Origin of the sequence: Litorivita pollutaquae (assembly GCF_003205515.1) — a bacterium.
GTDB lineage: Bacteria > Pseudomonadota > Alphaproteobacteria > Rhodobacterales > Rhodobacteraceae > Litorivita > Litorivita pollutaquae.
Map to the genome: position 1 here is coordinate 90,030 of NZ_KZ826481.1, position 25,439 is coordinate 115,468.

Consider the following 25,439-nt stretch of genomic DNA (forward strand, 5'->3'; position numbering starts at 1 on the left):
ATTCATCACAAGATATTTGCCCCAATTGAACCCCTGCTGCAACGGTCGTTGTATGATCGCGCGCCGGAAAACCCGAGCGGCTCAGCTCTTGACCTTGCCCCCTCGCCTGTGCGCTAAGAACATAAACCGTGCAGAGCGCTGCGCGCCGCGCCGGATGCAGAGCCCGTCGCGTCATGGGCCACTGACGAGCATACAACACGATAGGACACAACCGGATGATCAGGCGGCTCTATGATTGGACGCTCACAATGGCCGACCACCGCCATGCGCTTTGGGTCTTGGCCTTTGTGGCGTTTATAGAAAGTTCGGTGTTTCCGATCCCGCCGGATGTGATCATGATCCCGATGATTTTGGCCGCGCCGCATCGGGCGTGGATTATCGCAGGCGTGGCCTTGGTGGCGTCGGTTCTGGGCGGGGTGTTGGGATATGCCATTGGCGCCTTCGCCTATGACAGTATCGGCCAGCCGATCCTTGCCGCCATGGGCAAAGCAGAAGCGATGGAGGCCTTCAACACCCGTTTCAATGATGTCGGCTTCTGGGCGGTTCTGGCTGCCGGGGTCACGCCCTTTCCCTATAAGGTTATCACCATCATGTCAGGGTGGACAGCGATGCCTTTTGCGACGTTTATGGCAACTTCGGTTCTGGCACGGGGGATGCGGTTTTTTATTGTCGCGGCGCTGCTGTACAAATTCGGCGCGCCGATCCGCGACTTTATCGAAAAGCGTTTAGGGATGATGTTCACGCTCTTCATGGCAGCGTTGATCGGCGGTTTCTATGTGCTGAAATTCCTCTGATCCGGTGCAACTCGGGAGATCATCGATGTTAAGCTTAAACCGCAAGCAATTGATTATACTGGCCGCCGGCGGATCTGCCCTTTTGATGGTCGCGGCGCTCGGGTTTCAATATATCGGGGGCATGGCCCCGTGCAAACTTTGCATCTGGCAACGCTATCCGCATATCGCGGCGATTGCCATCGGAGCGTTTGCGATGATGATACCGGGCCGCGCCTTGCCGGCTTTGGGCGCTTTGGCGGCGCTCGGCACGGCGGCGGTGGGGCTCTATCATACGGGCGTCGAACGCGCATGGTGGGAGGGGCCATCGACATGCACCTCCTCGGGCGCGGCGGGAAAATCTGCCAGCGAGCTTTTCGATCAAATCATGGCCGCGCCCCTTGTGCGCTGCGATGAGGTGCCTTGGGAAATGTTTGGCCTGTCGATGGCCAGCTGGAACATGCTCGCGGCGTTGGGATTGGCCGCCATCTGGGGAATGGCCGTGAAAGCATCGCGTTAAGATCGACACTTAACACCTTGATATAAAACAACCCCGCGCACCAATGGTGCACGGGGCTGCGTCGGGACCGGGAGGCATCTGGGGGATTGTGAGCCGGCCCCTATGCCTGCGGCCGGGTTATTCGGCGGGCTTCGGCAGAATGCCGGCCTCTTGTGCCGCAACCATTTCGTCATCATCCAATGCGCCGTCTTTGTTCTCATCCGCCGCCGAGAAGCTTTCGGCCGTTACATCGCCATAGACGGCTTGCACTTCATCAAGGGTCATCACGCCGTCGCCGTTGGCGTCGATCTCGGCGGCCTCTTGCGCCATGGCGGGCAATGTCATGGCGCCCATAGCGGCAAGAGCAAGAGCGGTCAGGCGGGTGGTTTCGATCAGATTTTTCATTTGGTTTTCCTTACAAAATTGAACAGATGCCCGCCGCCATCCGGGGCGGGCAAAGGCGCCATTTGGCCGCCTTCACCCTTGCAGGACGCAGGCCGGTGCATTTGCGTCCCGCTGCCGGATGCGCTTTCCACAAATTTGCGACGCGCCGCCGATCCGGAGCCTGCCAATTGGCGAATTGCCGCCGAAAACCGCCTGTTTTCATCGACTTGCCGTGAGCGGCGGAAACACCCCATCTGGTCGAGGCGCTGCAATTGGACCATCTATTGGCCAGTGGCACACCCGGAGGACCAAGACATGACAGCCGTGATTTCAAAACCGATAGACACATCACCGGATTCTCTAACCGCCCCCTGCGCCGGTGCCGAAGCACCGTCCACGGTGCGTAACCTGCCCGCCGAACTGGCGGCGATTATTCCCGATCTGGAACGGTTGGCACGTCACCTGGCCGGCTCGCCGGATCTGGCACAAGAGGTGGTGCAGGACACCGCCTTGCGCATATGGGCGCGGATGCGCAGCGGGGCAGAGATCGACGATCTGGGCCCCTATGCAAGGAGTGCGCTGCGCAACGGCCTACGCAGCCGTGGCCGCCTACGCCGTCCCCACGAGGCCGGCAGCGAAATCAACCCTGATATGATCCCCTGCCCGCCTACGGCGTTTCGCACGCTGGCCTGCGCCGAGGTGCGTGCGGCGATGGCCCGCCTGCCCCGCGAACAAGCCGAAGTCTTGCGGTTGGTGGCAGAAGGCGAAAGCAGCCCGGCGGCATTGGCAGCAAAGCTGGGGGTGCCCAAAAATACGGTGATGTCACGTTTGGCGCGCGGGCGCATCGCGCTGCGGCGCGCCTTGGATTTGCCGCCCGATGCCCCGGTGACGGCGCTGTTCGCCGAAGAAGATTGATCGCCGCGCGCCCTAAGCCAGCAGCCAAAGCCGCACAGCCCGAGCCGGCAGGTCACAGATCCGGATCCGCCGCACGGCGTCGCGGTCACGCAGATCGGCGCAGCCGGTCTTGCGGAGTGAACCCATAGGTCAAACAAAGATGGGGGGCCAAAAGGCCCCCCAGTTTCGCCGTTCAAGCTCAATCGTTGTTACCGCTCGGAATTGTTTTTGCCTGCGGCCTGAACGTCGTGGGGGCGAACGCATCCGCCCCGCAAACCCTTAAGAGCAACCAGAGGTTCCTCCGCAGGTATTACATTTCATGCAAGTGCCGTTGCGCACGAGGGTATAGTTGCCGCAATCGCCGCAGGCCTCGCCCTCATATCCTTGCATCTTTGCCTTGGCGCGTGCATCCATTTGCCCGCCTGCGGAAGCGACCGTGCCCGTTGATACGGCCGTGGCGCCCATGGCCGCACCACCACCAGACACACCGCCGGTTTCCGGCACCAGAGCGTTGAGTGCGGCCACCGGATCGCCGGTGGCATCCAAAGCCGTGGCGCCCATGTGTTGCCCGCCCTGCAGCACCACCAATTCTTGCGGCATGCGCTTGCGCAAATAGCCGGTCGACGAGATTTGCTTGAGCACTTCGAGCGAGCGCGAGGCGGCATCTTCGCTCATCTCTTTGACGTTGCTCACGCCCTCTTCCTCACCGCGGCCCAGATCATCAAAGGCCGCGCCTTGCGGTTTAACATGGGCCAAATCGGTGCGATCCAAATAGGAAACCGCCAGTTCGCGGAAGATATAGTCGAGGATCGAGGTGGCGTTTTTGATGCTGTCGTTGCCTTGCACCATACCGGCAGGTTCGAATTTGGTGAAGGTAAAGGCATCGACAAATTCTTCGAGCGGCACCCCGTATTGCAGCCCCACCGACACGGCGATGGCGAAGTTATTCATCATCGCGCGGAAACCCGCGCCTTCTTTGTGCATGTCGATAAAGATCTCGCCCAATTGGCCGCCTTCATATTCGCCGGTGCGCAAATAGACTTTGTGCCCGCCGATGACCGCCTTTTGGGTGTAGCCCTTGCGCCGTTCGGGTAGCTTCTCACGGCCCCGTGCGACTTCTTTGACGATCACCTTCTCGACAATCTTCTCGGCCAGAACCGCAGCTTTTTCCTGGATCGAGCCATTTTCCAACACCTCGAGCGCCTCGTCGTCGTCCTCGACCAACGCGGCGGCCAAAGGTTGGCTCAATTTCGATCCGTCACGGTAAAGCGCATTGGCCTTGATGCCCAAAGACCAGCTCAGCTCATAGGCTTTTTGGCAATCCTCAATCGTGGCGTCATTGGCCATGTTGATGGTTTTCGAGATCGCCCCCGAGATAAAGGATTGCGCGGCGGCCATCATGGTGATGTGGCTGTTGACCGACAAATACCGCGTGCCTTTTTTCCCGCACGGATTGGCGCAATCAAAGATACCGTAATGTTCGGTTTTCAAATGCGGCGCGCCCTCAAGCGTCATCGTGCCGCAGACATGGTCATTGGCCGCATCTACATCGGATTTGCTAAAGCCCAGATGCGCCAGCAAATCAAAGCCCGCATCGTTCAATTTGGCTTCGGGAATGCCCAGAACATTGGTGCAGAACTCCGCGCCAAGGGTCCATTGGTTGAACACAAACCGGATGTCAAAAGCGGTGGCGAGGGCGGCTTCGACCTTTTCGATCTCATTCGCGCCGAACCCGTGCCCGATCAGCGAGGTGTGATTGATCCCCGGCGCATTGCCCAAAGAACCATGACCCACCGCATAGGAAATGATTTCCTCGATATGCGCCGACCCGTAGCCAAGCTTTTCAAGCGCCGCAGGCACCGATTGGTTGATGATCTTGAAATATCCGCCACCGGCGAGCTTCTTGAACTTCACCAAAGCGAAATCCGGCTCGATGCCCGTGGTGTCGCAATCCATCACCAAACCGATGGTTCCGGTCGGGGCAATCACCGACACCTGCGCATTGCGGTATCCGTGTTCGACGCCCAATTCCAATGCTTCGTCCCATGCCGACATGGCCAGATCGACAAGCCGCGCATCGGGGCAATTGGCGTGATCCAGTGCAACAGGTTTGATGTCGAGGCTGTCATAACCATCCGTCGCGCCATAGGCGGCATTGCGGTGGTTACGAATAACGCGCAGCATATGTTTGGCGTTCTTATTGTATTTCGGGAAGGCTCCCAATTCACCGGCCATTTCAGCCGAGGTGGCATATGACACACCGGTCATGATCGCGGTCAAAGCCCCGCAAAGCGCCCGGCCCTCGTCGCTGTCATAGCTGTAGCCCATGTTCATCAAGAGGCCGCCGATATTGGCATAGCCCAGCCCAAGCGTGCGGAAATCATACGACCGCTGTGCAATGGCTTTGGACGGGAATTGCGCCATCAACACCGAGATTTCCAAGGTCACCGTCCACAAACGCGTGGCGTGCATGTAATCTTCAGCTTGGAATTCGCCATCCTTGAGGAAGGTCAGCAGGTTCATCGAGGCCAAGTTGCAAGCCGTATCATCGAGGAACATATATTCCGAGCAGGGGTTCGAGCCGCGGATTTCGCCATCTTCGGGGCACGTGTGCCATGCGTTGACGGTGTCGTGGTATTGGATGCCCGGATCGGCGCAGGCCCATGCGGCATGGCCGATGTCTTCCCACAAATCGCGCGCTTTGATGGTCTTGGCGACCGATCCATCGGTGCGGCGGATCAATTCCCAATCGCCATCACTTTCAACCGCTTTGAGGAAAGCATCGGTGACGCGCACCGAGTTGTTGGAATTCTGGCCGGAGACAGAGGCATAGGCCTCGCTGTCCCAATCCGTGTCATAGGTCGGGAATTCGATCGCGCCATAGCCTTGCTTGGCATAATCGAGCACGCGCTTGACGTATGTTTCGGGGATGCACACTTTTTTCGCGCCGCGAATGGCGTCTTTGAGCTGCGGGTTTTTCTTCGGATCGACGCTGTCTTCGGTCGATCCGTCCCAGGCTTTGATGGCATCAAAGATCAGGTTGAGCTTTTGCTCGTGCATCTTCGATCCGGCAACGATCGAGGCGACCTTCTGCTCTTCTTTGACCTTCCAGTTGATGTATTCTTGGATGTCGGGGTGATCCGCATCGACAATCACCATTTTTGCCGCGCGGCGCGTGGTGCCACCCGATTTGATCGCGCCCGCCGCGCGGTCACCGATTTTCAAGAACCCCATAAGGCCCGATGATTTGCCGCCCCCCGACAGGCTTTCACCGTCCGCACGCAGGGACGAGAAATTGGTGCCGGTGCCAGAGCCGTATTTGAACAGGCGCGCCTCGCGCACCCAAAGATCCATGATGCCGCCATCGCCCACAAGGTCATCAGAGACCGATTGAATAAAGCAGGCATGCGGTTGCGGGTGCTCGTAGGAAGATTTCGATTTGGTCAATTTTTTGGTTTCGAAATCAACGTAGTAATGGCCCTGCGCCGGACCGTCGATGCCATATGCCCAATGCAGGCCGGTGTTGAACCACTGCGGCGAATTGGGCGCGGCCTTTTGCGTGGCCAGCATGAACCGCATTTCGTCGAAATAGGTTTTGGCGTCTTCTTCGGTGGTGAAGTAACCACCCTTCCATCCCCAATAAGCCCATGCACCGGCAAGACGGTCGAAGACTTGCTTTGAGGAAATTTCGCCGCCCATTTCGGCGCCGGCATCCGGCTCGGACCGCCACAGGAATTCCGGCACGCCGCTCTCTTTGACCTTGCGCAACCGGCTCGGCACGCCAGCTTTACGGAAATATTTTTGGGCAATCACATCAGAGGCGACCTGACTCCAGGACGCGGGCACTTCGACACCGTCAAGTTTGAAGACAACCGATCCATCCGGATTTCGGATTTCCGAAACCGTTTTAACAAAATCCAGCCCCGCGTAGGCATCTGTTCCGGCTTTGGTAAATTTTCTTTCGATCTTCATTCTATGTGCCGCCTCATCTTCAGCAAGTTCCCATTCCCCGCAAAACACAGCGCATCAAATACGCCCGCGTTCTGCTGCTGCCGTTCGGAAACTGTACGCAAAAGAAATCCGCCCTGACGCCATCCAAAGATGACATCAGATACAAGCCAGCCAGTGCCGGTTGTCTGTGAATACTCTGTCCCAGTTCGCTCTGCGTCGCCACTACATATTGTGGTCCGTCGATCAGCTAGCCACAAGGTGGCGTATATTGGTCTAGGCATCAATGTATTTTTTACCCTCTGCAGGCAAAAAACCCCATTGACCCGGCGATCCCAAGGGGGCGCTTTTTTGCTGTGGTGATTCATCCCCGCGATTACCCCCTGATTTATCCACATAGGCGCGTGCAACCACAGGTGGCGAAATCCTGTTGTATCCCGCAGGCTTATGCGGCACGCTTCACCGATCAGGTGAAGTTTTGCGCTGGCGGCCGGCAAGCGTTCTGTCCATTCGCATCCAGCGGCGCAAAAATAATCACGCCACGCCGCGCGGCGTCCCAAACATGGAAATTATGACCTCTCATGCCCCTGCGCCGATTCTTTGTGCTATTGCTGCTGCCTTTTGCCGCCGCCTGTGTCGAAACCACTGGCGGCACACATGACAGCACACAACATGTAGGGAGAAGCTGGGTAGACAGCACCGGCATGCCAACCCTACGGGCCCATTACGACCGCTTTCCCACCGGTCTTGCTCTGGCGGCGCGCGCCGCATGCGGCGATCCGGCAGAGACCTTCATTACACACAGCGACTTATGGTTCGAATGCCAATCGCTCATGCCGCCGGAACCTACGGCGGGGTTGATCCTGAAATATGATGGCACCATGGACGATTTGCCCAAGCTGGTGATCTCCTTCCGGTTTTCCCCCACCTCCACCGGCGGGTTGACCTTGCACCAGCAAAACTACGCTTTGGTCCCGCAACGCGGCGGCGGCGCCGTCCGCATTGCGCAGCCCAGTGCGCGGATTGACGCAACAATGCGCGCCTTGATCCGCAAAAGCGGCGGCACCCCGATTTAAAACCGGAGCATTACGTTGGTGGGTTGGGAGATTTTATGGTCGGGACGGTAAGATTCGAACTTACGACCCCCTGTACCCAAAACAGGTGCGCTACCAGGCTGCGCTACGCCCCGATCCATAGAGGCACCGTCTAGACGCTTGCGGCGGGATTGAAAAGCGCAAATCGACCTATTCGCAGGGCCAAAGTGCATGATTTTTTGCAAAAGCAGGGTGACGCATCTCGGCACCGGCTTCGATCCCCAATAATCCGGCCAATCCACCGTTTATTTCAAGCACCGCACGAATGCCGCGCCCCCCGTCAATCGGGGTCAAGTCATGGGGAATCGCATTGGCATGCACGGATTTGACCACGCCCCGCGCATCCAGAAAAATCATATCGAGCGGTATCAACGTGTTTTTCATCCAAAACACGGCATGGGTATCGGTGGGGTAGACAAACAACATGCCGGCGCTTTTGGGCATGGCCTCACGGTCCATCAATCCACGCGCCCGCTCTGCTTCGGTTTGCGCCAATTCAACGGAAAAGCGGGCGGTGCCGAACGCGCCGCGCAGATAGGCGGTTTCACTGTCACAGCTCTGGGCCACCTCGGCATGGGCCGGCGCGGGAAACAACGCCAAAGACAAAGGAACTGCCGCTGCAATCGCCACGGCCAGCGCCGCCAAAAAGGCGATCAGCGGCACGGCACGGTGCGGTTTACGGCGGGCCTTCGGGTACAGGCGGGCCCTAAGTGTTTCCACGCCCGCGCCGTCCCGAAGCCGCCGCATCCCCTTAAGCCTCGGCTTTTTTCAACGCAGCTTCCCAAGCACAGACCTCGGCGGCCATACGACCGCGTTTGCCGTCAATCACGCGAATGGCCAAGGCTTCGCCCGGCTGCAGATCGGCGAGGCCGGATCGGCGCAAGACCTCGATATGGACAAAGACATCCTCGTCCCGTCCAAAAACATTGGCAAACCCGAATCCTTTGGCTTTACCAAACCATTTGACACGGGCTGGCTCCAATGGCGCGTTTCGGATCACTTCGGGATCAATATCGTCAAAATCCGCAAGGCTGCCGCCTTCGATTCCCTCAGGAGGATCAATACGCAAAACCTCGACCGCCTGAACGCCGCGCTCGGTATCTTGGGCGAGAATCGCAATGCGGGCATCATCGGCAACGGAGCTTTGTCCGAAATTCCGAAGCACGTTTGCATGAAGCAAAATATCGGGTCCGCCTTCATCGGCGATTACAAAACCAAATCCCTTTACGGGATCAAACCATTTCACCTGACCGTCTATCTTGCGAGTGCTATTTTCTTGTTCTGTCACTTTCGCTACCCACCGGTTCTTGCTCTACAGGCGCTGCCACTAGCACCTAATTTTCGCCAAAACACAAGCCAAAACCCCTCGAAAAACAACGCCTTGCATTTCACGTCACGTGGAATTCACGGGTTCAGGCGGGTGATTTTCCACCTATCCGCGAGTGTATTTCGGCGCCACACGAAACGGTCGTGTAATCGGAATGCACCATCTGCCCAGAATTCAATCTCAACGGGGGCGATTCGGAAACCTCCCCAAAAGGATGGACGTGTCGGCGCATTGCCGTGCTGCAGCGTGACCTTCGTCAGCTTTGCCATCAGGCTCGCACGGCTCTCAAGTGGCTGGCTTTGTTGCGACGCCCAGGCCCCCAAACGGCTTTTGAGCGACCGAGAGGCATAATAGTCGTCGGCCTTTGGCCCATCTTCGCGGGACACGTGCCCGCGCACGCGGATCTGTCGGCGCAGACTTTTCCAATGCATCACAAAAGCCGCCTTTTCGGTCGCGGCGATTTCGTTGCCTTTGGCGCTGCCGTAATTGGTGTAGAAGACAAACGCATCCTCTTCGATCTCTTTGAGCAAAACCATCCGCGCATTGGGCATGCCGCTTGCGTCCACCGTAGCCAAAGCGATGGCGTTGGGGTCATTCACCTCGGTGGCCTCGGCTTGCGCGAGCCACCTGCGGGCAATCACGAACGGGTCATCCCCGGCAAAAATTTCACTGCGGTCAGTCATACAGATTCCAATTCCATTACGCCTTCGTTGCCTCACAGGCCCCAAAATGCGGTATCTATTGCCACAAGCCGAACCTCGGGGCGGCGTGCCGCATGTTGAAGCGGGTTTACGCCATCCTCGGCGCGCGGATTGCGCAGTTATAGGGCAAGAACTGAGGCTTGTCCGGTGATAGGCTAAAACCAGCCGAAAGGTTCACTCATACGCCCATAAAAGGGATCCCCCACACCAGAGCAATCCCCCGCCCCGCAGATAATATGCAGGCCGCATGTGCCGTTATATGCCATCGCGCAGACTTGATGCGCCAGCCCTGATCGCCTAAACCGAGGGGCACGTTGCAAATTGGTGGAAGGGAAACTATGCCAAATCAACTTATGGCAGGCAAACGCGGCCTTATCATGGGGCTTGCCAACGATAAATCTATCGCTTGGGGAATCGCGCAGGCCTTGGCCGATGCGGGCGCCGAATTGGCTTTCACCTATATGGGAGATGCGTTCAAAAAACGCGTCGCCCCCATGGCCGAATCCATCGGCGTAACGCAATTGTTCGATTGCGATGTCTCGGACATGGCTTCGGTCGATGCGGCCTTTGCCGAGATTGAAAAAGAATGGGGCAAAATTGATTTTCTGGTCCATGCCATCGGTTTCTCGGAAAAGAGCGAATTGCGCGGCCGTTATGTCGACACCAGTCGCGACAACTTCCTGATGACCATGGACATCAGTTGCTACAGCTTCACCGCCGTGGCGCAGCGCGCTGAAAAACTGATGAGCGACGGTGGATCGATGCTCACCCTAACCTATTACGGCGCCGAACAAGTCATGCCCCATTACAATGTCATGGGCGTGGCCAAGGCGGCGCTTGAGGCGTCGGTAAAATATCTCGCCGAGGATCTGGGCAAGGACGGCATTCGCGTCAATGCGATCTCCGCCGGTCCGATCAAAACGCTGGCCGCCTCCGGCATTGGCGATTTCCGCTACATCCTGAAATGGAACGAGCTGAATTCGCCGCTGCGCCGTAATGTGACGCAAGAAGAGGTCGGCAAATCCGCGCTGTACCTTCTGTCCGATCTGGGATCAGGCGTGACCGGCGAGAACCTGCATGTAGATGCGGGCTATCACGTCGTCGGGATGAAGGCCGTCGATGCGCCCGACATCGACGTGGTCACCGGCCGCAAGGACTAGCCATGATCGACGCCGCATCGCTCATTGCCTTTAATCTGGCCCTTCTGGGGGCGCTGGCCTCTCCCGGGCCGGCGGTCATGGCGATGTTGCGGGCGGCGTTATCAGACGGGCGGCGCGCCGGGTTCCTGTGCGGGCTTGGCCTGACGATCGGCGCTGTCAGCTGGAGCCTCTTGGCCGTTCTTGGCCTGACGGCTCTGTTTGCCGTCGCGCCTTGGGCTTTTGTCACGCTGAAACTGGCGGGGGCGGCCTATTTGATTTGGCTGGCGGTGTCGCTGTGGCGCAATGCCCGCACCCCGGCCAATTTCGATGCGCCGGCGGGGGTGAATGGGCTGAAACTGGGGTTGCTGACCAATTTCGCCAACCCAAAGGCCGTGGTCTTTGTCGCGGCGATCTTCACCACTGTCTTCCCCGCCATGCCCACAGGCATCGACGCGGTGCTGGTGCTGGCCAACCACTTTGTGTTGGAACTCCTGTTTTATTCGATCGTGACCTTGGGGTTAACCATTCCGGCCATCCGGCACCTCTATCTGAAATCCAAATCCGTGGTTGACCGCGCTGCGGCGGCGACGCTGGGCGTCATGGCCCTGCGCATCGCAAGCTGACCGCCTCTATTAAGGACCCTCAAATGACCGAATTCCTGCCCCATGAAAAAGGTTTCCATGTCAGTTGGGACCAGATCCACCGTGACAGCCGCGCGCTGGCGTGGCGCCTTGACGGTCATGGCCCCGATGACGGCGCGTGGAAGGCCGTGGTGGCCATCACCCGCGGCGGCATGGCACCGGCGATGATCGTGGCGCGCGAATTGGATATCCGCACCGTCGATACGATCTCGGTGAAATCCTACGACAACCAAGATCGCACCGAGGCTGTGGTGCTCAAATCCCCCGACGCCGCGATGATGGGCGATGGTAGCGGTATCCTCGTCGTCGATGACCTCGTGGACAGCGGCAAGACGCTGGAATTGGTCCGCAGCCTCTATCCCAAAGCGCATTTTGCCACCGTTTACGCCAAACCCTCCGGCCGCCCGCAGGTCGATACCTTTATCACCGAAGTCAGCCAAGACACGTGGATCTTCTTCCCTTGGGACATGGCGCTGCAATATGTGCAACCCTATCGCGGCAAGGATTGAGCCGCTCGGGTTTCTTTGAGGTCGGAGCCTCCGGCGGGGATATTTACGGAAAATAGAAAGTCGCGCGGCGCTGCTTTCTGCTTTCTTCAAATATCCTCGCCGAAGGCATAAAGTTCTTTTAGACTGCGTCGCAGGAGCCCCGCCCCATGCCATTTTCCAGCACCTCTGCCACTTTTGCGCCGCCCGTCATGGAAGCGCGCCGATGGCTTGACGGCGTGGATTTCCCTGCTGATCGCCCGTTGATCAACGTCAGTCAGGCCGCCCCGGTCGAGCCGCCGCATCCGGACCTGCGCGCCGCAATTGCGGATGCGGCGCTGCATAATGATACGGTGCATCTATATGGTCCGGTCTTAGGGTTGCCGGAGCTTCGCGCCGAAGTCGCAGTTTCGGTCGGCCGGACCTATGACGGTGCGGTCTCGGCGGCACAGGTGGCGATCACCTCAGGCTGCAATCAGGCCTTTGCCGCCACGATTGACGCGCTTTGCGGAGCGGGCGACGAGGTTATTTTGCCAACGCCATGGTATTTCAACCACAAAATGTGGCTTGATATGTCGGGTGTGCGGGCCGTGCCATTGGCCACCGACACGGGGCTCATCCCCGATGTCGCGGATGCGGCGGTTTTGATCACGCCGCGCACCCGGGCCATCGTTTTGGTGACGCCAAACAATCCGGGCGGCGTGGAATACCCTCCCGCGCTTATCGCGGCATTTGCCGCCCTCGCGCGGGCGCGCGGGATCAAGTTGATCGTCGATGAGACCTACCGCGATTTTCATTCCCAATCGGGCGCGCCGCATGATCTGTTTGCCGATCCCGATTGGGCCGATGTGCTGATCCAACTTTATTCGTTTTCCAAGGCATACCGGTTGACCGGTCACCGGGTCGGCGCGATGGTGGCGGCTAAGGAGACCTTAGCCGAGGTAGAGAAATTTCTCGATACGGTTGCGATTTGCCCCAATCAATTGGGCCAACATGCCGCGCTTTGGGGGATGCGCCATCTGGGCGATTGGCTCGCAGGAGAACGCGCCGAGATTCTCGCGCGGCGCGCGGCCATTGAGGTGGGGTTTGCGCCTTTGGCAGCGCAGGGGTGGCGGTTGATGGGCGCGGGGGCCTATTTTGCCTATGTCGCGCATCCCTTTGAGATGCCCTCACATGAATTGGCGCCGCGATTGGTACGCGAGGCGGGAATATTGATGCTGCCGGGCACGATGTTCACCCCCGAAGGCGACCCCGCCGGCGCGCGGCAATTGCGCATCGCCTTTGCCAACATCGATGCGGCCGGCATTGATGATATGTATCGCCGCCTCGAGGCGCTTGCGCTCTAACCGTGCGCCGCGCGCATCGCCCCTTGCCCCCTTGCGCGCCACGGCTTACACATTCGCCAGCGAATTCAAGACAACCCACGAAGGGGATGCGCAATGGCGAGCAGCGGCGGCACAACGAAAACTCTGGTTTGGATCCTGATGGGCCTGTTGATCCTTGGGCTGGGCGGCTTTGGCGCCACCAACCTGTCGAGCGGTGTGCGCTCTATTGGCAGCGTCGGATCACAAGAAATCAGCGTCGATGATTATGCCCGCGCGTTGCAACGCGAATTGCGCGGCATTCAGGCGCAAACCGGCGCGCCGGTCACCTTTTCCCAAGCGCAGGCCGCCGGTTTGGACCAGCGTATTCTGTCGCAACTGGTCAACAGCGCCGCGATGGATGACGAGACCATGCGCATGGGCCTGTCCATTGGCGATGCAAACCTAAGCAAGCAAATTTTCGACATCCCCAGTTTTCAAGGTGTTGATGGCAATTTTGACCGCGAGGGCTATGCCTATGCTCTGCGCAATGCCGGATTGACCGAGGCGGAATTCGAAGAAGACCTGCGCCAAGAAACCGCCCGCACATTGGTGCAAGGCGCGGTGATCAGCGGCGTTTCGGTGCCCGCCGCCCATGTCGATGCATTGGTTGATTTTGTCGGGGCACGGCGCGATTTCACTTGGGCAAAGTTGACGCAGAAGAACTTAACCGAACCGACCCCTCCCCCCACGGCGGATGAATTGCGCAGCTATCATCAAAGCCACCTGCCCGATTTCACCTTGCCGGAAATGAAGCGCATCACCTATGCGTGGATCACACCGGACATGATTTTGGACACGGTTGAGGTCGACGAAGCGGCCTTGGCGGCGCTGTATGACGAGCGTAAGGCCGAGTTCAACACCGAAGAACGCCGTTTGGTCGAACGTCTGGCCTTTGCCGATGAGGCCGCCGCCGAGGCCGCGAAAGCCGCGATAGAGACCGGCGACAAAAGCTTTGAAGATCTCGTGAGCGATCGCGGATTGGAATTGACCGATGTCGATATGGGCGATGTCGCACGCGGCGATTTAGGCGCAGCAGCAGATGCGGTCTTTGGCTCGGATGTCGGACAAATCACCGGACCGTTCACCACATCGCTCGGGCCGGCCCTCTATCGCGTGAACGCAATTTTGCCCGCAGAGGCAAACAGCTTTGACGAGGTCAAAGACAGGCTGCGCGATGAATTGGCGCTCGACCGGGCCCGCCGCGTGATCGAAGCGCAAGCGGAAGCCATCGATGATATGCTGGCCGGCGGCGCAACGCTTGAGGACGTCGCCAAGGAAACCGAATTGGTTTTGGCGCAGGTCGATTGGCACGCCGAGAGCGGCGACGACATTGCCGCCTATCCGGAATTTGACGCCGCAGCAGAGGCGATCACTGCGGACGATTTCCCCGAAGTGGCGGAATTGGAAGACGGTGGAATTTACGCCATGCGCCTCGAAGAAATTCTGGCGCCGCGCGCGCAAACCCTCGATGAGGTGCGCGACGCGGTGGCCGCCGCATGGGAAGCGGCAGAAACCGAATCCCGTTTGCGTGCACAAGCCGAAGCCTTGCTGCCACAGCTTGAAAATGGCGTGGATTTCGCCGGTGTCGGATTGACCGCGACAGTGGAAACCGATGTGTTGCGCAACGGGTTTATACCCGGCACGCCGGAGGATTATCTTGAGCAGGTCTTTGACATGGCGCTCGGCGATATCCTGATTACCAATGCCTTTGGCGGGGTGATCATCACGCGATTGGATGCGCAAAACGGCCCGGATATGGACAATGGCGATGTTGCCGCTCTGGCCGCCTCTTTGCGCGAACAGGCCCAAGCCGCCGTGGCACAAGACATCTACGAGGCCTATATTCGCGACATTCGTTCGCGGGTGGATGTGAACCTCAACACCCAAGCGGTGAATGCGGTCAACGCTTCGCTGCAATAACCCATTGCGGCGCGGCCTGCCCGCGCCGCCACATGATCTGCCTTGGCGCGCCGCGCGCGAAGGCGGCCCAAGACAAAGACCGGATCACGATGGAACTGACTCCTTCTTACGACGCGTTTGCCGAACGGTTTGACGCCGGTGAAAATCAAATCGTCTATACCCGCCTTGCGGCTGATCTCGATACACCGGTGACCTTGATGCTCAAGCTGACCGGCGCGGGCAAGGATACCTTCATGCTCGACAGCGTGACGGGTGGGGAAATTCGCGGGCGGTATTCGATCATCGGGATGAAGCCGGACCTGGTCTGGCAATGTCACGGCACATCGGCGCGAATCAATCGCGCGGCCCGGTTTGATGCCAACGCATGGGTGGATGAGGCCGCCGATCCGCTGACCTCGCTGCGCGCCCTGATTGCCGAAAGCCGGATCGATATTCCCGAAGATCTGCCCGCCGCCTCTGCGGGGGTTTTTGGATATCTGGGATACGACATGATCCGTTTGGTGGAACATCTGCCCGATCTGAACCCCGACCCGCTTGGATTGCCCGATGCGGTGATGATGCGCCCCTCGGTGATCGCCATCCTGGACGGCGCCAAAAGCGAGGTGATCATCGTCTCGCCGGCCTATGTGGGTGCCGGTCAATCGGCGCGCGCGGCCTATGCACAGGCCGCCGAACGGGTTTCGGATGCGGTGCGTGATCTGGAACGCGCCCTGCCCCATCATGCGCGCGATCTGGGCGAGGCGCATGAGGATGCCGAACCGGTGTCGAATTTCTCAAAACCTGCCTATTTGGAGGCGGTCGAGAAAGCCAAGGAATACATCCGCGCCGGCGATATTTTCCAGGTTGTGCCTTCACAGCGTTGGACGCAGAATTTTTCGCAGCCGCCCTTTGCCCTATACCGCAGCCTGCGCCGCACCAATCCTTCGCCCTTCATGTTCTATTTCAATTTCGGCGGCTTTCAGGTGATCGGCGCCAGCCCCGAAATATTGGTCCGCGTGTTTGGCAAAGAGGTGACCATCCGCCCGATCGCCGGTACCCGCCCGCGCGGGGCCACGCCGGAGGAAGACCGTGCCTTGGAAGCGGATCTTTTGGCCGACAAAAAGGAATTGGCCGAACACCTGATGCTGCTCGATCTGGGCCGCAATGACACCGGGCGGGTGTCGAAAATCGGCACGGTGCATCCCACCGAGAAATTCACCATCGAACGCTATAGCCATGTCATGCATATCGTCTCCAATGTGGTCGGTGAATTGGCCGACGATCAGGATGCGCTTTCAGCGCTGCTCGCCGGTCTGCCCGCCGGCACGGTGTCGGGCGCGCCAAAGGTCCGCGCGATGGAGATCATCGACGAGTTGGAGCCGGAAAAGCGCGGCGTTTACGGCGGCGGTGTCGGATATTTCAGCGGCAATGGCGATATGGATATTTGCATCGCCCTGCGCACCGCGATCGTGAAGGATCAAAAGCTCTATATTCAAGCTGGCGGCGGCGTGGTCTATGACAGCGATCCGGAGGCCGAATACCAAGAGACCGTGCATAAATCCAACGCCATCCGCCGCGCCGCCGCCGATGCCGCGCGGTTCACCGGCAATGGCAATGGTTAAGGCGCATAAGTATTCCCGATAGGGCGACGCCGGCCGGTCACAGCCCCAAGAAGTCATTTGAATGGACCGCATAGGCCTTGCCGGCCTCGCCCCTATATGAGCCCGCCGCTGCGCCGGTCACCGCAGCGCAGGGTGCCATGCGCAATCTGACAGCCGGCAGGCGGCGTTATGCTCGCCCCGCCATAATGGCATCCCTCTGCCTGTCATGTTGCGCGATGCGCCAAAACAGGCGGCTAAAACGGGTTGGTATGATGCGACGGACCGACGTGAGCAACAGTAGGGCTCTCATTCAGGTGCGGCGGCTTTCAATATCCCCGAGATGGGCGCAAGCGCCACCCGTTCCGCGCGGTCGGCCTGTCCCCATATATGCAGCGCCGAAATCGTATCGGCCCGCAACCGGCCAATCATCACCACGCCTTCGCCGTCTTGCGCGGCATGGAACGCCGCATGATCGAGAAAACGGCGGATCACCCGCGGGCCTTGCCCCTCGGCATCGACATCCCGGAACACCGTGGTCGTCGGCACGCCCTCATCCGCAGCGATTTTCACACCTGAATTCAACCCCTTGGATTCCAAGATCAACCCATGCCCGGTGGCCGACAGGATCGAGGCCAGTTGCAGGCTCATATCGCGGTTGCCTTGCAATCCATTGCCAATGCCCTCAATCACCGCGACTGCCTGTGGCACCCGGCGCAGCAACGCGGACATGGCGACCTCGGTATCGGCGGCGGTCGACGCTGGCGGAAGGTCGGTCAGGGCCAAGACCTCATATCCGGCATTGCGATAGCCCTCTGCGGCCTGTGCCGCGCCGTCCCATGCGGTGTCGATGGCGATGGAAATCGGGTATGGGAAATGGCCAAGCGCCTTTTGTCCCATGCCGTTTCGACCAAGGCCGGTTTTGCCATCGTCGATCAACACAATCGACATCAAGGGTTTGCCTTCGGGGTTTTCAAATGGTTCGGCATAGCGCTGCCAACGCGGGATATCGGCGTTCTGGGCCGTCTCATCCTGCGGCGCTGTGGTCGCATTCGGCAAGGCGGATTTGCCTGCACCGACAGCGTTACGCTGTGTGATCAATGAGCTGCCGCCGCCGAGGGTGCCGGCCGGTTTGCCAATTTTCGGCCGCAGCGCCGCGACGACATCGCCGCCGGTCCCGGAGAGGCCGCCGCCCGCTGCCGCCCCTGATTCTGCCGCGCCTTCTGCAGGCTGGGGCGCCGCATCTGCGGCTTCGGCGCGGGTCACGGGATCATCTGTGCGCGGTAAGCTGGAAACTTTGGGCAGGGCGGCGGCGCGTCCTGTCCCATCTGCGGTCTGCGCCTTTGGCGCAGTGCCCGCAGCGGGGTCAAGCCGGGGGCTGAGCGCGGCGTCAGCCTCCGCAGCGCGATCGGGCACCGCCGATCGGGACTGTGCCTCCGGCTCTTGATCCGCATCGGATTCAGGCTGCGCATCAAGATCCCCCGCCCCCGTTTGCGCGCCTGCGGCGGCGGGCGATTGGGGGGCATCGGTCATGGCTTGCGGCGCGCGGTCGGCGGCTGCGTTATCTGGTTTTGCACCCTGCTCGCCCGTGGTTTTATTGGCCTCGGATGCACCGGCACCGGTACCGGGACTGGAGGTCGTAGGTGTTCCAACCGGTGTTTCAATTTGCGACAAATCGCCAGCGGGAAAAGCGCTTTGCGGCGCGTCGGCTTTCGGGGCAGCAGGCTGCGCAGGATTGGTCGAGATCGACAGATCGCCTTCAACCGGCGGCGCAGGCGGGGCGGCGGCTTGCGGGCTGGGATAGACTGGCGCTTCGCCTTCGACTGCATTCGCGGGACTGTTGCCTGCGCTTGGCGGCACCTCCTCCGGTGCGTTGGGCGCGCGCGCAGCAGAACCGACCTGCGGCACGGCAGCCGGTGCGGTATCAACACGGGCCGAGGCCGAAGAATCGGAAACCGGCAGATTTAAATTAGGGGCACTGCCGCCCTGAGGGGCGGCATCAACCGATGGCAGCGCCGTGCCAGTTCCGGTTCCGGTCCGCTCACCGAGCGAGCCCTGCCCGGCGGACTGCCGATTCGAGCCGGTTGGTGCGGTGTTGGAGGAAGTTTGCGCCGCATCTTGACCGGCGGTCTGATCCGGATCCGCATTCTCAAAGGTGGTGCGCGCATCGCCTTGCGCACCGTCCGGCGCGCCGGTCTGCCCTTCATCGTCAGATGCCGGTTCGGATGAGGTGTCGGATGTTGGAGCGAGAGCCTGCGCGGGCGCATTTTGCACGTCTGCGGGCCGATCCGCAGTTGGCCCAACGGGGCCAAAAGCCACCGACAGACCCGCCGCAGCCAAAACCGATACCACCGCGCCGAGACTGACACCTGAGAGAAATCCTCGCACTACCGTTCCTCGCCTTTTGTCCTCACCCGCCGCCTTGGCAAACCGCCTGCGACATATCATTGTTACCAAGCGATGACAGCATTGAACACCGCCGCCGGATTGTGCGGCGCATCTGTGCCATGATCCACTCGGCGAGGCCCACTATACGAACCCGCTGCACGAAATTGAGCAACAGTTCCGACCGATCTCGTCCCCTGCCCCTCTTGACGCTCCGGCGTAAGCCTGAACAAGTATAACGCGACATTAAGGCGGGCCTCCAGCCCCGACAATCCGCAAAGTGGGACAAGATGCTGCTCCTGATCGATAATTACGACAGTTTCACCTATAACCTCGTGCATTATTTGGGCGAATTGGGCACCGAAGTGGTGGTCAAACGCAATGATGCCATCGATGTGCAAGAGGCGATGGCCATGAAACCGGCGGGGATTTTGCTATCTCCGGGGCCGAAAGATCCGGCGCAGGCCGGAATTTGCCTTGCGCTGACCCATGCAGCGGCGGACACGGCGACGCCTCTGATGGGGGTGTGCCTTGGGCATCAAACCATTGGCGAGGCCTTTGGTGGCAAGGTGGTGCGCCACAGTGAAATCGTCCATGGCAAGATCGGCCATATCAAACATGGCGGCGCGGGGGTGTTTGCCGGTTTGCCCTCGCCGTTTGATGCCACGCGCTATCATTCGCTTGTGGTTGACCGGGCCACGTTGCCCGATTGTCTGGATGTAACAGCGGAATTGGACGACGGCACGATCATGGGGTTGCAACATAAAACATTGCCGATCCACGGCGTGCAATTCCACCCCGAAAGCATCGCCTCCGAGCATGGGCACAGGTTGCTGCAAAACTTCACCGATCTGTTGCAGGTGGCGGCATGAGCGATATTCTCAAACCATTGATCGGCACCGCCGCCGATCGCCCCCTAACCCGCGCCGAGGCCGAGACGGCCTTTGGGGAATTGTTTGCCGGCACGGCAACACCCAGCCAGATCGGCGGGCTGCTCATGGCGCTGCGCACACGCGGCGAAACGGTCGATGAATTCGCGGCCGCAGCGGCCGTCATGCGGGCCAATTGTGTGCCCGTGCGGGCCCCCGACGGCGCGATGGACATCGTCGGCACCGGCGGCGACGGCAAGCATACGCTGAACATCTCGACAGCGGCGGCCTTTGTTGTGGCCGGTGCCGGCGTGCCGGTGGCCAAACATGGCAACCGGAATTTGAGCTCGAAATCCGGCGCATCGGATGCTTTGGGCGCGATGGGTGTCAATGTCATGGTCGGGGCGGATGTGGTGGAAACCGCGTTGGACGAGATCGGCATCGCCTTTATGATGGCGCCCATGCACCATCCGGCGAACAAACATGTGATGCCGACGCGGACGGAATTGGGCACCCGGACGATTTTCAACATTCTGGGGCCTTTGACCAATCCGGCAGGGGTCAAATTCCAACTGACCGGCGCGTTTTCGCGCGATTTGATCCGGCCGATGGCCGACGTCTTGCGGCAACTGGGCAGCACCCGCGCATGGTTGGTGCATGGATCGGACGGCACCGACGAATTGGCGATCTCCGGCATCTCTTGGGTCGCGGCCTTGGAGGCGGATGGCACCATCCGCGAGGTGGAAGTGCATCCCGAAGATTTCGGCCTTCCGGTGCACCCGTTCGAGGACATCATCGGCGGCACGCCGGAAGAAAATGGCAAAGCCTTTGCGGGGCTTTTGGCGGGCGAGAAATCCGCCTACCGCGATGCGGTTTTGCTCAATGCGGCGGCGGCATTGACCGTGCAGGGCGCGGCGCGCGATATAAAAGAAGGCGTGGCCATGGCGGCGCAGAGCATCGACAGCGGCGCGGCGCGAGCCAAGATCGAGGGGCTGGCGCGGATCACTTCGGCGGCGTGAGCGCGGCGCGGCGTAGGAGCCGCGCGGGCCGGAAATCGCGGGATCGCTTGGGGCGCAGCTGCGCCTCCGGCGGGGATATTTTGGGAAAATAGAAAGCGCGGCACGACACAGATCAGCACGGCCCTTTTATCGCCATCAAAGGCGAAGGTCGGGCTTTCCTTTGCGGGCGCTGCGCGCTAGGTCTTGAACATGACACAGACAATTCTTGATAAGATCAAAGCCTATAAGCTTGAGGAAGTGGCGGCGGACAAAGCCGCAAAGCCGTTGGAAGCCATCGAAGCCGAGGCGCAGGGCGCATCGCCGGTGCGCGGATTTTCCGACCGGCTGTTTGAGGCCTCCCGCACCGGATACGGATTGATTGCCGAGGTGAAGAAAGCCTCGCCCTCGAAGGGGTTGATCCGGGCGGATTTTGATCCGGCCGCGATTGCAGCGGCCTATGCGGCCGGGGGGGCGGCGTGCCTGTCGGTTTTGACCGATACGCCGAGCTTTCAGGGCGCAAAAGAGTATTTGGTCGCAGCGCGCGAGGCATGTGATTTGCCGGTTTTGCGCAAGGATTTCATGTATGACACCTATCAAGTGGCCGAGGCGCGGGCGCTTGGTGCCGATTGTATTTTGATCATCATGGCCAGCGTATCGGATGCGCAGGCCCAAGAGTTGGAAGATGCGGCGACCACTTGGGGCATGGATGCGCTTTTGGAGGTGCATAATGCCGAAGAGTTGGAACGGGCCAGCCGGTTGTCTTCGCGGTTGATCGGGATCAACAACCGGAACCTGAACACATTCGAGACCTCTTTGGACACCACGCGGACCCTTTCAAAATTGGTGCCTGCGGAGCGGATGATCGTCTGTGAAAGCGGATTGTCGGGCCCAGAGGATTTGTCGGACATGGCCATGTATGGCGCCCGCGCATTCCTCATCGGCGAAAGCTTGATGCGGCAAGAGGATGTCGAGATGGCCACGCGCAATCTGCTCGCCAATCCGCTTAGCCCGTCGGGTATGATGTGACGGAAAGCGATCAGGCCATGACCGACACCCATGCCAGCGGGCTGACCCATTTTGACGGTAAGGGCGATGCCCATATGGTCGATGTATCGGACAAGCCGGTGACCGCGCGGGTGGCGGTGGCGACCGGCCATGTCACCATGGCGCAGGGCACATTCGAGATCATCAAAGACGGCCGCGCCAAGAAGGGCGATGTTTTGGGTGTGGCGCGATTGGCCGGGATCATGGGGGCGAAATTGACGCCGACATTGATCCCGCTTTGCCATCCCTTGCCGGTGACCAAAGTGGCGGTAGAGCTGTCTTTGGACCCTGCCCTGCCGGGCGTGCGCATCGAAGCCACGGTCAAGACCACCGGTCAGACCGGCGTTGAGATGGAAGCCTTAACCGCCGTCAGCACGGCGGCGCTCACGGTTTATGACATGGCGAAGGCCGTGGACAAAGAAATGGTGATTGGCGGCATTCGCGTATTGCTCAAGGACGGCGGCAAATCGGGACGGTTCGAGGCATCATGAGCACAAAGGGCCGGTCGCTTCAGCTATTTTTTATCGACGGGCGGCCCGACGGGATGCTAACCGCCGAAGTGTTCAATTGGACCGGCCATGTGTTGCGCAGCCCGCGCACGCAGTTGCGCGAGACCTTGGCGCGGCGCGAGGCGCAGCACACCGGCGTTTATGTGTTGATCGGCGAAAAAGACGGCGCACCGATGGCTTATATCGGCGAGGCCGAAGAATTGGCCGCGCGGCTGCGCGATCATGCGGCGAAAAAGGATTGGTGGGAGACGGCGGTTTTGATCACATCGGCGGCGGACAACCTGCATAAGGCGCATGTGAAATACCTTGAATCGCGGCTTGTCGAGATCGCCAAAAAGGTCAATGCCTCGGCGTTGGAGAATGCCAATATTCCGCCGCGCAGCAGTCTGACCGAAGCAGATCGCGCCAATATGGAATCCTATCTGGATACCTTGCAAATGGTGTTGCCCGCCATTCGGGTGGATCTGTTTTTGGACAAAACGCGGGTCACGAAACCAATGCGCGCGCCTGCGGGCACCGAGCCGGTTTTCGAGCTGCGCTCCGAAAAGATGGGGTATCATGCAACGGCGCAATTGGTTGAGGGCGAAATGGTGGTGCAAGCCGGATCGATCGTCGCCCGTGTCTGGCGCGGAAAGAACAAGACCCCGCTAAAATCCCAACACCTCTTAAACGAACTTATTGAGAGCGGTATCATTTCCGTGTCAGAAAAAACGGGGCGGATCATCAAAGACTATGCCTTCTCAAGCCCGAGCCAAGCGGCAGAAGTCGTTGTGGGCCGCTCCGCCAATGGCCGAACGGAATGGAAATTGATGGGCACCCAAAAAACCTATGCCAAATGGGAAGAGGACACTTTAGGAGAAACCGAGGCCCTGCAATGATATCCGTCCCCGAAGCGCTCGATCTGCTTTTTGCTCTCGCCAAACCGCTTGGCCATGACATTGTGCCTCTGCGCGCGGCCAATGGTCGGGTATTGGCCAATGATGTGACGGCGACGCGCACGCAGCCGCCCTTTGCCGCATCGGCAATGGATGGCTATGCGGTGATCAAGGAAGAGGCCGTGCCGGATGCGACATTCAAGGTGATCGGCGAATCGGCCGCCGGACACGGGTGGCGCGGCGATGTGCGATCCGGCGAAGCGGTGCGGATTTTCACCGGCGCCCCCGTGCCCGAAGGCGCGACACGGGTGATTTTGCAAGAAGACGTGATGCGCATTTCCAACGAGATCACCCTCACCGGCGATATCGGCAGCGGCGACAATATCCGCGCCGCCGGCGGGGATTTCAAAGCGGGCGATGTGATCAAGGCCCCCCGGCGGATTGGTCCTGCGGATGTGGCGTTGATGGCGTCGATGAATATCGCCGAGGTGCCGGTGATGCGCCGCCCCGATGTGGCGTTGATTTCCACCGGCGATGAATTGGTGATGCCCGGCGAAACGCCCGGACCGGACCAAATCATCGCGTCCAACACATTCGGTCTTTATGCGATGTTGCAAGACCTTGGCGCGATGCCGCGGCTTTTGCCGATTGCACAGGACACCCCGGCATCTTTGGAAATGTGTTTCGATCTGGCCAAAGGTGCGGATCTGGTTGTGACGGTGGGCGGCGCTTCGGTTGGTGATCATGATATCGTCGGCACGGTTGCGGCCTCGCTTGGCATGGAACAAAGTTTTTACAAGGTGGCGATGCGCCCCGGAAAACCATTGATGGCGGGGCGGATGGCGGATGGCGCTTTGATGCTTGGCCTGCCGGGAAATCCGGTGTCGGCGATGGTTTGCGGCACGGTGTTCTTGGCGCCGATGGTGCGGGTGATGATGGGGTTGCCGCCGGCACCGGCGCCGCGCCGCCGCGCCCGTTTGGCCGCCGATATGCCCGCCGGAGGACCGCGCGAACATTACCTGCGCGCGAAAGTCGACGGCGACGAGATTACCCCCTTCAACCGCCAAGACAGCGCCCTGTTGGGTGTGTTGGCCGAAGCCAATGCGCTTTTGGTCCAGCCCCCGAATTCGCCCGCATTGCCGGCCGGAACGCATGTGGATTACATCCCCCTGTGATCGCCCTGCTCTCAACTTTGGCACCGGTCAAAACCGTTCCGCTCTTAATGTATGTGAACAAAAGTTGACACAAAAAGAGAACAAGGGTAGAACGAACCGCAAAACACAGGCGATTTTATGATGAGGATGTGCAGATGCTGACGAAGAAACAGCTCGATCTACTGGAGTTTATCCAAAAACGGCTGCAACGCGACGGCGTCCCGCCCAGCTTTGACGAAATGAAAGAGGCGCTTGATCTGCGCTCGAAATCGGGCATTCACCGGCTTATTACAGCGCTGGAAGAACGCGGGTTCATCCGGCGTTTGGCCCACCGGGCGCGGGCAATCGAGATTGTGAAACTGCCCGAAAGCCTTGGCGGTGCGCCCGCCGGTTTTACCCCGCAAGTGATCGAAGGCGACCGACCCAACGGGCCGCGCCCTTCGGATGCGCAAACGCTCGAAGCGGTATATGCGATGGAATTGCCGGTGATGGGGCGTATCGCGGCCGGTGTGCCGATCGAGGCCATTTCCGAAGTCTCGCACCGCGTGGCCGTGCCTGCGGGGATGATTTCGGGTGCGTCGGATCATTATGCGCTTGAGGTTCACGGCGATTCGATGATCGACGCGGGCATCAATGACGGCGATGTCGTGGTGATCCGCGAAACCAAAGTCGCCGCAGATGGTGATATCGTCGTGGCCTTGATCGAAGGGGCCGAAGCAACGCTCAAACGGTTTTACCGCAAGGGCAATGCCATCGCTCTGGAGGCGGCAAACCCTGCCTATGAAACCCGCGTATTCCCTTCGGATAAAATCGATGTGCAGGGCCGTCTTGTCGGATTGATCCGCACATATTGAGAGGCCGC

General features: G+C 59.8%; 23 protein-coding genes and 1 tRNA gene. 17 read left to right on the top strand and 7 right to left on the bottom strand.

The features are described 5' to 3' along the window. Positions 1 to 215: 215 nt before the first annotated feature. Together DI396_RS00410 and DI396_RS00415 are read left to right on the top strand one after the other, a co-directional pair. Positions 216 to 794, top strand: a complete 579-nt coding sequence (locus DI396_RS00410; RefSeq protein WP_110794204.1) for a YqaA family protein — start codon at positions 216 to 218, stop codon at positions 792 to 794. A gap of 25 nt (positions 795 to 819) precedes the next feature. Beyond that, positions 820 to 1,290, top strand: a complete 471-nt coding sequence (locus tag DI396_RS00415) for a disulfide bond formation protein B (RefSeq protein WP_110794205.1) — start codon at positions 820 to 822, stop codon at positions 1,288 to 1,290. Between the two features lie 117 nt (positions 1,291 to 1,407). On the opposite strand, the gene DI396_RS00420 is transcribed toward DI396_RS00415, so the two are convergent. After that, positions 1,408 to 1,674: an EF-hand domain-containing protein gene (locus DI396_RS00420; RefSeq protein WP_235851689.1), complete on the bottom strand. Its 267-nt coding sequence runs from the start codon at positions 1,672 to 1,674 to the stop codon at positions 1,408 to 1,410. 294 nt (positions 1,675 to 1,968) lie between these two features. On the opposite strand from DI396_RS00420, the gene DI396_RS16655 reads away from it, so the two are divergent. Further along, a complete protein-coding gene (locus tag DI396_RS16655; protein ID WP_110794207.1) occupies positions 1,969 to 2,568 on the top strand; it encodes an RNA polymerase sigma factor in 600 nt (199 codons plus the stop codon). A 258-nt stretch (positions 2,569 to 2,826) separates the two neighbouring features. On the opposite strand, the gene DI396_RS00435 is transcribed toward DI396_RS16655, so the two are convergent. Continuing rightward, a complete protein-coding gene (locus tag DI396_RS00435; protein ID WP_110794208.1) occupies positions 2,827 to 6,519 on the bottom strand; it encodes a vitamin B12-dependent ribonucleotide reductase in 3,693 nt (1,230 codons plus the stop codon). Positions 6,520 to 7,076: 557 nt separating this feature from the next. On the opposite strand from DI396_RS00435, the gene DI396_RS00440 reads away from it, so the two are divergent. Then, positions 7,077 to 7,571 carry a hypothetical protein gene (locus DI396_RS00440; protein ID WP_110794209.1) on the top strand — a complete coding sequence of 165 codons (495 nt, stop codon included), beginning with the start codon at positions 7,077 to 7,079 and terminating at the stop codon, positions 7,569 to 7,571. Positions 7,572 to 7,607: 36 nt separating this feature from the next. Here DI396_RS00440 and DI396_RS00445 read toward each other — a convergent pair. From DI396_RS00445 to pdxH, 4 genes are all read right to left on the bottom strand, one after another. Further along, positions 7,608 to 7,684: transfer RNA gene (locus tag DI396_RS00445), tRNA-Pro, on the bottom strand. Positions 7,685 to 7,739: 55 nt separating this feature from the next. Beyond that, complete coding sequence (locus tag DI396_RS16660; protein WP_407936293.1) at positions 7,740 to 8,225, bottom strand: DUF192 domain-containing protein; 486 nt, start codon at positions 8,223 to 8,225, stop codon at positions 7,740 to 7,742. 115 nt (positions 8,226 to 8,340) lie between these two features. Then, on the bottom strand, positions 8,341 to 8,877 hold the full coding sequence (locus tag DI396_RS00455; protein ID WP_110794211.1) for a cold-shock protein: 537 nt from the start codon (positions 8,875 to 8,877) through the stop codon (positions 8,341 to 8,343). A 116-nt stretch (positions 8,878 to 8,993) separates the two neighbouring features. Then, a complete protein-coding gene (gene pdxH / locus DI396_RS00460) occupies positions 8,994 to 9,599 on the bottom strand; it encodes a pyridoxamine 5'-phosphate oxidase (RefSeq protein WP_110794212.1) in 606 nt (201 codons plus the stop codon). Positions 9,600 to 9,955: 356 nt separating this feature from the next. Between pdxH and fabI the strand changes: the two genes are divergently transcribed. The 6 genes from fabI to trpE all read left to right on the top strand — a co-directional run bounded on the left by fabI (position 9,956) and on the right by trpE (position 16,767). Next, positions 9,956 to 10,777, top strand: a complete 822-nt coding sequence (fabI, locus tag DI396_RS00465; protein WP_110794213.1) for an enoyl-ACP reductase FabI — start codon at positions 9,956 to 9,958, stop codon at positions 10,775 to 10,777. Between the two features lie 2 nt (positions 10,778 to 10,779). After that, positions 10,780 to 11,379 carry a LysE family translocator gene (locus DI396_RS00470; RefSeq protein ID WP_110794214.1) on the top strand — a complete coding sequence of 200 codons (600 nt, stop codon included), beginning with the start codon at positions 10,780 to 10,782 and terminating at the stop codon, positions 11,377 to 11,379. Between the two features lie 23 nt (positions 11,380 to 11,402). Further along, positions 11,403 to 11,906: a xanthine phosphoribosyltransferase gene (gene gpt, locus DI396_RS00475; protein WP_110794215.1), complete on the top strand. Its 504-nt coding sequence runs from the start codon at positions 11,403 to 11,405 to the stop codon at positions 11,904 to 11,906. A gap of 146 nt (positions 11,907 to 12,052) precedes the next feature. Beyond that, positions 12,053 to 13,228, top strand: a complete 1,176-nt coding sequence (locus tag DI396_RS00480) for an aminotransferase (protein ID WP_110794216.1) — start codon at positions 12,053 to 12,055, stop codon at positions 13,226 to 13,228. A gap of 93 nt (positions 13,229 to 13,321) precedes the next feature. Further along, on the top strand, positions 13,322 to 15,166 hold the full coding sequence (locus DI396_RS00485; RefSeq protein ID WP_110794217.1) for a SurA N-terminal domain-containing protein: 1,845 nt from the start codon (positions 13,322 to 13,324) through the stop codon (positions 15,164 to 15,166). 89 nt (positions 15,167 to 15,255) lie between these two features. Then, on the top strand, positions 15,256 to 16,767 hold the full coding sequence (gene trpE, locus DI396_RS00490; protein ID WP_110794784.1) for an anthranilate synthase component I: 1,512 nt from the start codon (positions 15,256 to 15,258) through the stop codon (positions 16,765 to 16,767). 285 nt (positions 16,768 to 17,052) lie between these two features. On the opposite strand, the gene DI396_RS00495 is transcribed toward trpE, so the two are convergent. After that, positions 17,053 to 19,131: a divergent polysaccharide deacteylase family protein gene (locus DI396_RS00495; protein WP_162617114.1), complete on the bottom strand. Its 2,079-nt coding sequence runs from the start codon at positions 19,129 to 19,131 to the stop codon at positions 17,053 to 17,055. Positions 19,132 to 19,418: 287 nt separating this feature from the next. Between DI396_RS00495 and DI396_RS00500 the strand changes: the two genes are divergently transcribed. From DI396_RS00500 to lexA, 7 genes are all read left to right on the top strand, one after another. After that, positions 19,419 to 20,000, top strand: a complete 582-nt coding sequence (locus DI396_RS00500; protein WP_110794219.1) for an anthranilate synthase component II — start codon at positions 19,419 to 19,421, stop codon at positions 19,998 to 20,000. Continuing rightward, positions 19,997 to 21,016 (top strand): anthranilate phosphoribosyltransferase, encoded by a 1,020-nt coding sequence (gene trpD, locus DI396_RS00505; protein ID WP_110794220.1) that lies wholly within the window; start codon positions 19,997 to 19,999, stop codon positions 21,014 to 21,016. The genes DI396_RS00500 and trpD overlap by 4 nt, the downstream gene beginning before the upstream one ends. Before the next feature lie 189 nt (positions 21,017 to 21,205). Beyond that, positions 21,206 to 22,021 carry an indole-3-glycerol phosphate synthase TrpC gene (gene trpC / locus DI396_RS00510; protein ID WP_110794221.1) on the top strand — a complete coding sequence of 272 codons (816 nt, stop codon included), beginning with the start codon at positions 21,206 to 21,208 and terminating at the stop codon, positions 22,019 to 22,021. A gap of 17 nt (positions 22,022 to 22,038) precedes the next feature. Next, entirely contained in the window at positions 22,039 to 22,530 is a 492-nt protein-coding gene (gene moaC, locus DI396_RS00515; RefSeq protein WP_110794785.1) for a cyclic pyranopterin monophosphate synthase MoaC, read from the top strand. Beyond that, positions 22,527 to 23,426 (top strand): GIY-YIG nuclease family protein, encoded by a 900-nt coding sequence (locus DI396_RS00520; RefSeq protein ID WP_110794222.1) that lies wholly within the window; start codon positions 22,527 to 22,529, stop codon positions 23,424 to 23,426. Before moaC ends, DI396_RS00520 begins: the two co-directional genes overlap by 4 nt. Continuing rightward, complete coding sequence (locus DI396_RS00525) at positions 23,423 to 24,598, top strand: molybdopterin molybdotransferase MoeA (protein WP_110794223.1); 1,176 nt, start codon at positions 23,423 to 23,425, stop codon at positions 24,596 to 24,598. Before DI396_RS00520 ends, DI396_RS00525 begins: the two co-directional genes overlap by 4 nt. A gap of 134 nt (positions 24,599 to 24,732) precedes the next feature. After that, complete coding sequence (gene lexA, locus DI396_RS00530; protein ID WP_110794224.1) at positions 24,733 to 25,431, top strand: transcriptional repressor LexA; 699 nt, start codon at positions 24,733 to 24,735, stop codon at positions 25,429 to 25,431. The last annotated feature ends 8 nt before the right edge of the window (positions 25,432 to 25,439 follow it).

What these genes read in the sequence shown, in the direction of transcription:
- lexA (WP_110794224.1), top strand. Translation starts at nt 24,733, where the DNA reads ATGCTGACGAAGAAACAGCTCGATCTACTGGAGTTTATCCAAAAACGG.
- DI396_RS00440 (WP_110794209.1), top strand. Translation starts at nt 7,077, where the DNA reads ATGCCCCTGCGCCGATTCTTTGTGCTATTGCTGCTGCCTTTTGCCGCC.
- fabI (WP_110794213.1), top strand. Translation starts at nt 9,956, where the DNA reads ATGCCAAATCAACTTATGGCAGGCAAACGCGGCCTTATCATGGGGCTT.
- trpE (WP_110794784.1), top strand. Translation starts at nt 15,256, where the DNA reads ATGGAACTGACTCCTTCTTACGACGCGTTTGCCGAACGGTTTGACGCC.
- trpD (WP_110794220.1), top strand. Translation starts at nt 19,997, where the DNA reads ATGAGCGATATTCTCAAACCATTGATCGGCACCGCCGCCGATCGCCCC.
- DI396_RS00525 (WP_110794223.1), top strand. Translation starts at nt 23,423, where the DNA reads ATGATATCCGTCCCCGAAGCGCTCGATCTGCTTTTTGCTCTCGCCAAA.
- DI396_RS00420 (WP_235851689.1), bottom strand. Translation starts at nt 1,674, where the DNA reads ATGAAAAATCTGATCGAAACCACCCGCCTGACCGCTCTTGCTCTTGCC.
- DI396_RS00520 (WP_110794222.1), top strand. Translation starts at nt 22,527, where the DNA reads ATGAGCACAAAGGGCCGGTCGCTTCAGCTATTTTTTATCGACGGGCGG.
- DI396_RS00500 (WP_110794219.1), top strand. Translation starts at nt 19,419, where the DNA reads ATGCTGCTCCTGATCGATAATTACGACAGTTTCACCTATAACCTCGTG.
- DI396_RS00435 (WP_110794208.1), bottom strand. Translation starts at nt 6,519, where the DNA reads ATGAAGATCGAAAGAAAATTTACCAAAGCCGGAACAGATGCCTACGCG.
- DI396_RS00485 (WP_110794217.1), top strand. Translation starts at nt 13,322, where the DNA reads ATGGCGAGCAGCGGCGGCACAACGAAAACTCTGGTTTGGATCCTGATG.
- pdxH (WP_110794212.1), bottom strand. Translation starts at nt 9,599, where the DNA reads ATGACTGACCGCAGTGAAATTTTTGCCGGGGATGACCCGTTCGTGATT.
- moaC (WP_110794785.1), top strand. Translation starts at nt 22,039, where the DNA reads ATGACCGACACCCATGCCAGCGGGCTGACCCATTTTGACGGTAAGGGC.
- DI396_RS00470 (WP_110794214.1), top strand. Translation starts at nt 10,780, where the DNA reads ATGATCGACGCCGCATCGCTCATTGCCTTTAATCTGGCCCTTCTGGGG.
- DI396_RS00415 (WP_110794205.1), top strand. Translation starts at nt 820, where the DNA reads ATGTTAAGCTTAAACCGCAAGCAATTGATTATACTGGCCGCCGGCGGA.
- DI396_RS00480 (WP_110794216.1), top strand. Translation starts at nt 12,053, where the DNA reads ATGCCATTTTCCAGCACCTCTGCCACTTTTGCGCCGCCCGTCATGGAA.
- trpC (WP_110794221.1), top strand. Translation starts at nt 21,206, where the DNA reads ATGACACAGACAATTCTTGATAAGATCAAAGCCTATAAGCTTGAGGAA.
- DI396_RS00410 (WP_110794204.1), top strand. Translation starts at nt 216, where the DNA reads ATGATCAGGCGGCTCTATGATTGGACGCTCACAATGGCCGACCACCGC.
- gpt (WP_110794215.1), top strand. Translation starts at nt 11,403, where the DNA reads ATGACCGAATTCCTGCCCCATGAAAAAGGTTTCCATGTCAGTTGGGAC.
- DI396_RS16655 (WP_110794207.1), top strand. Translation starts at nt 1,969, where the DNA reads ATGACAGCCGTGATTTCAAAACCGATAGACACATCACCGGATTCTCTA.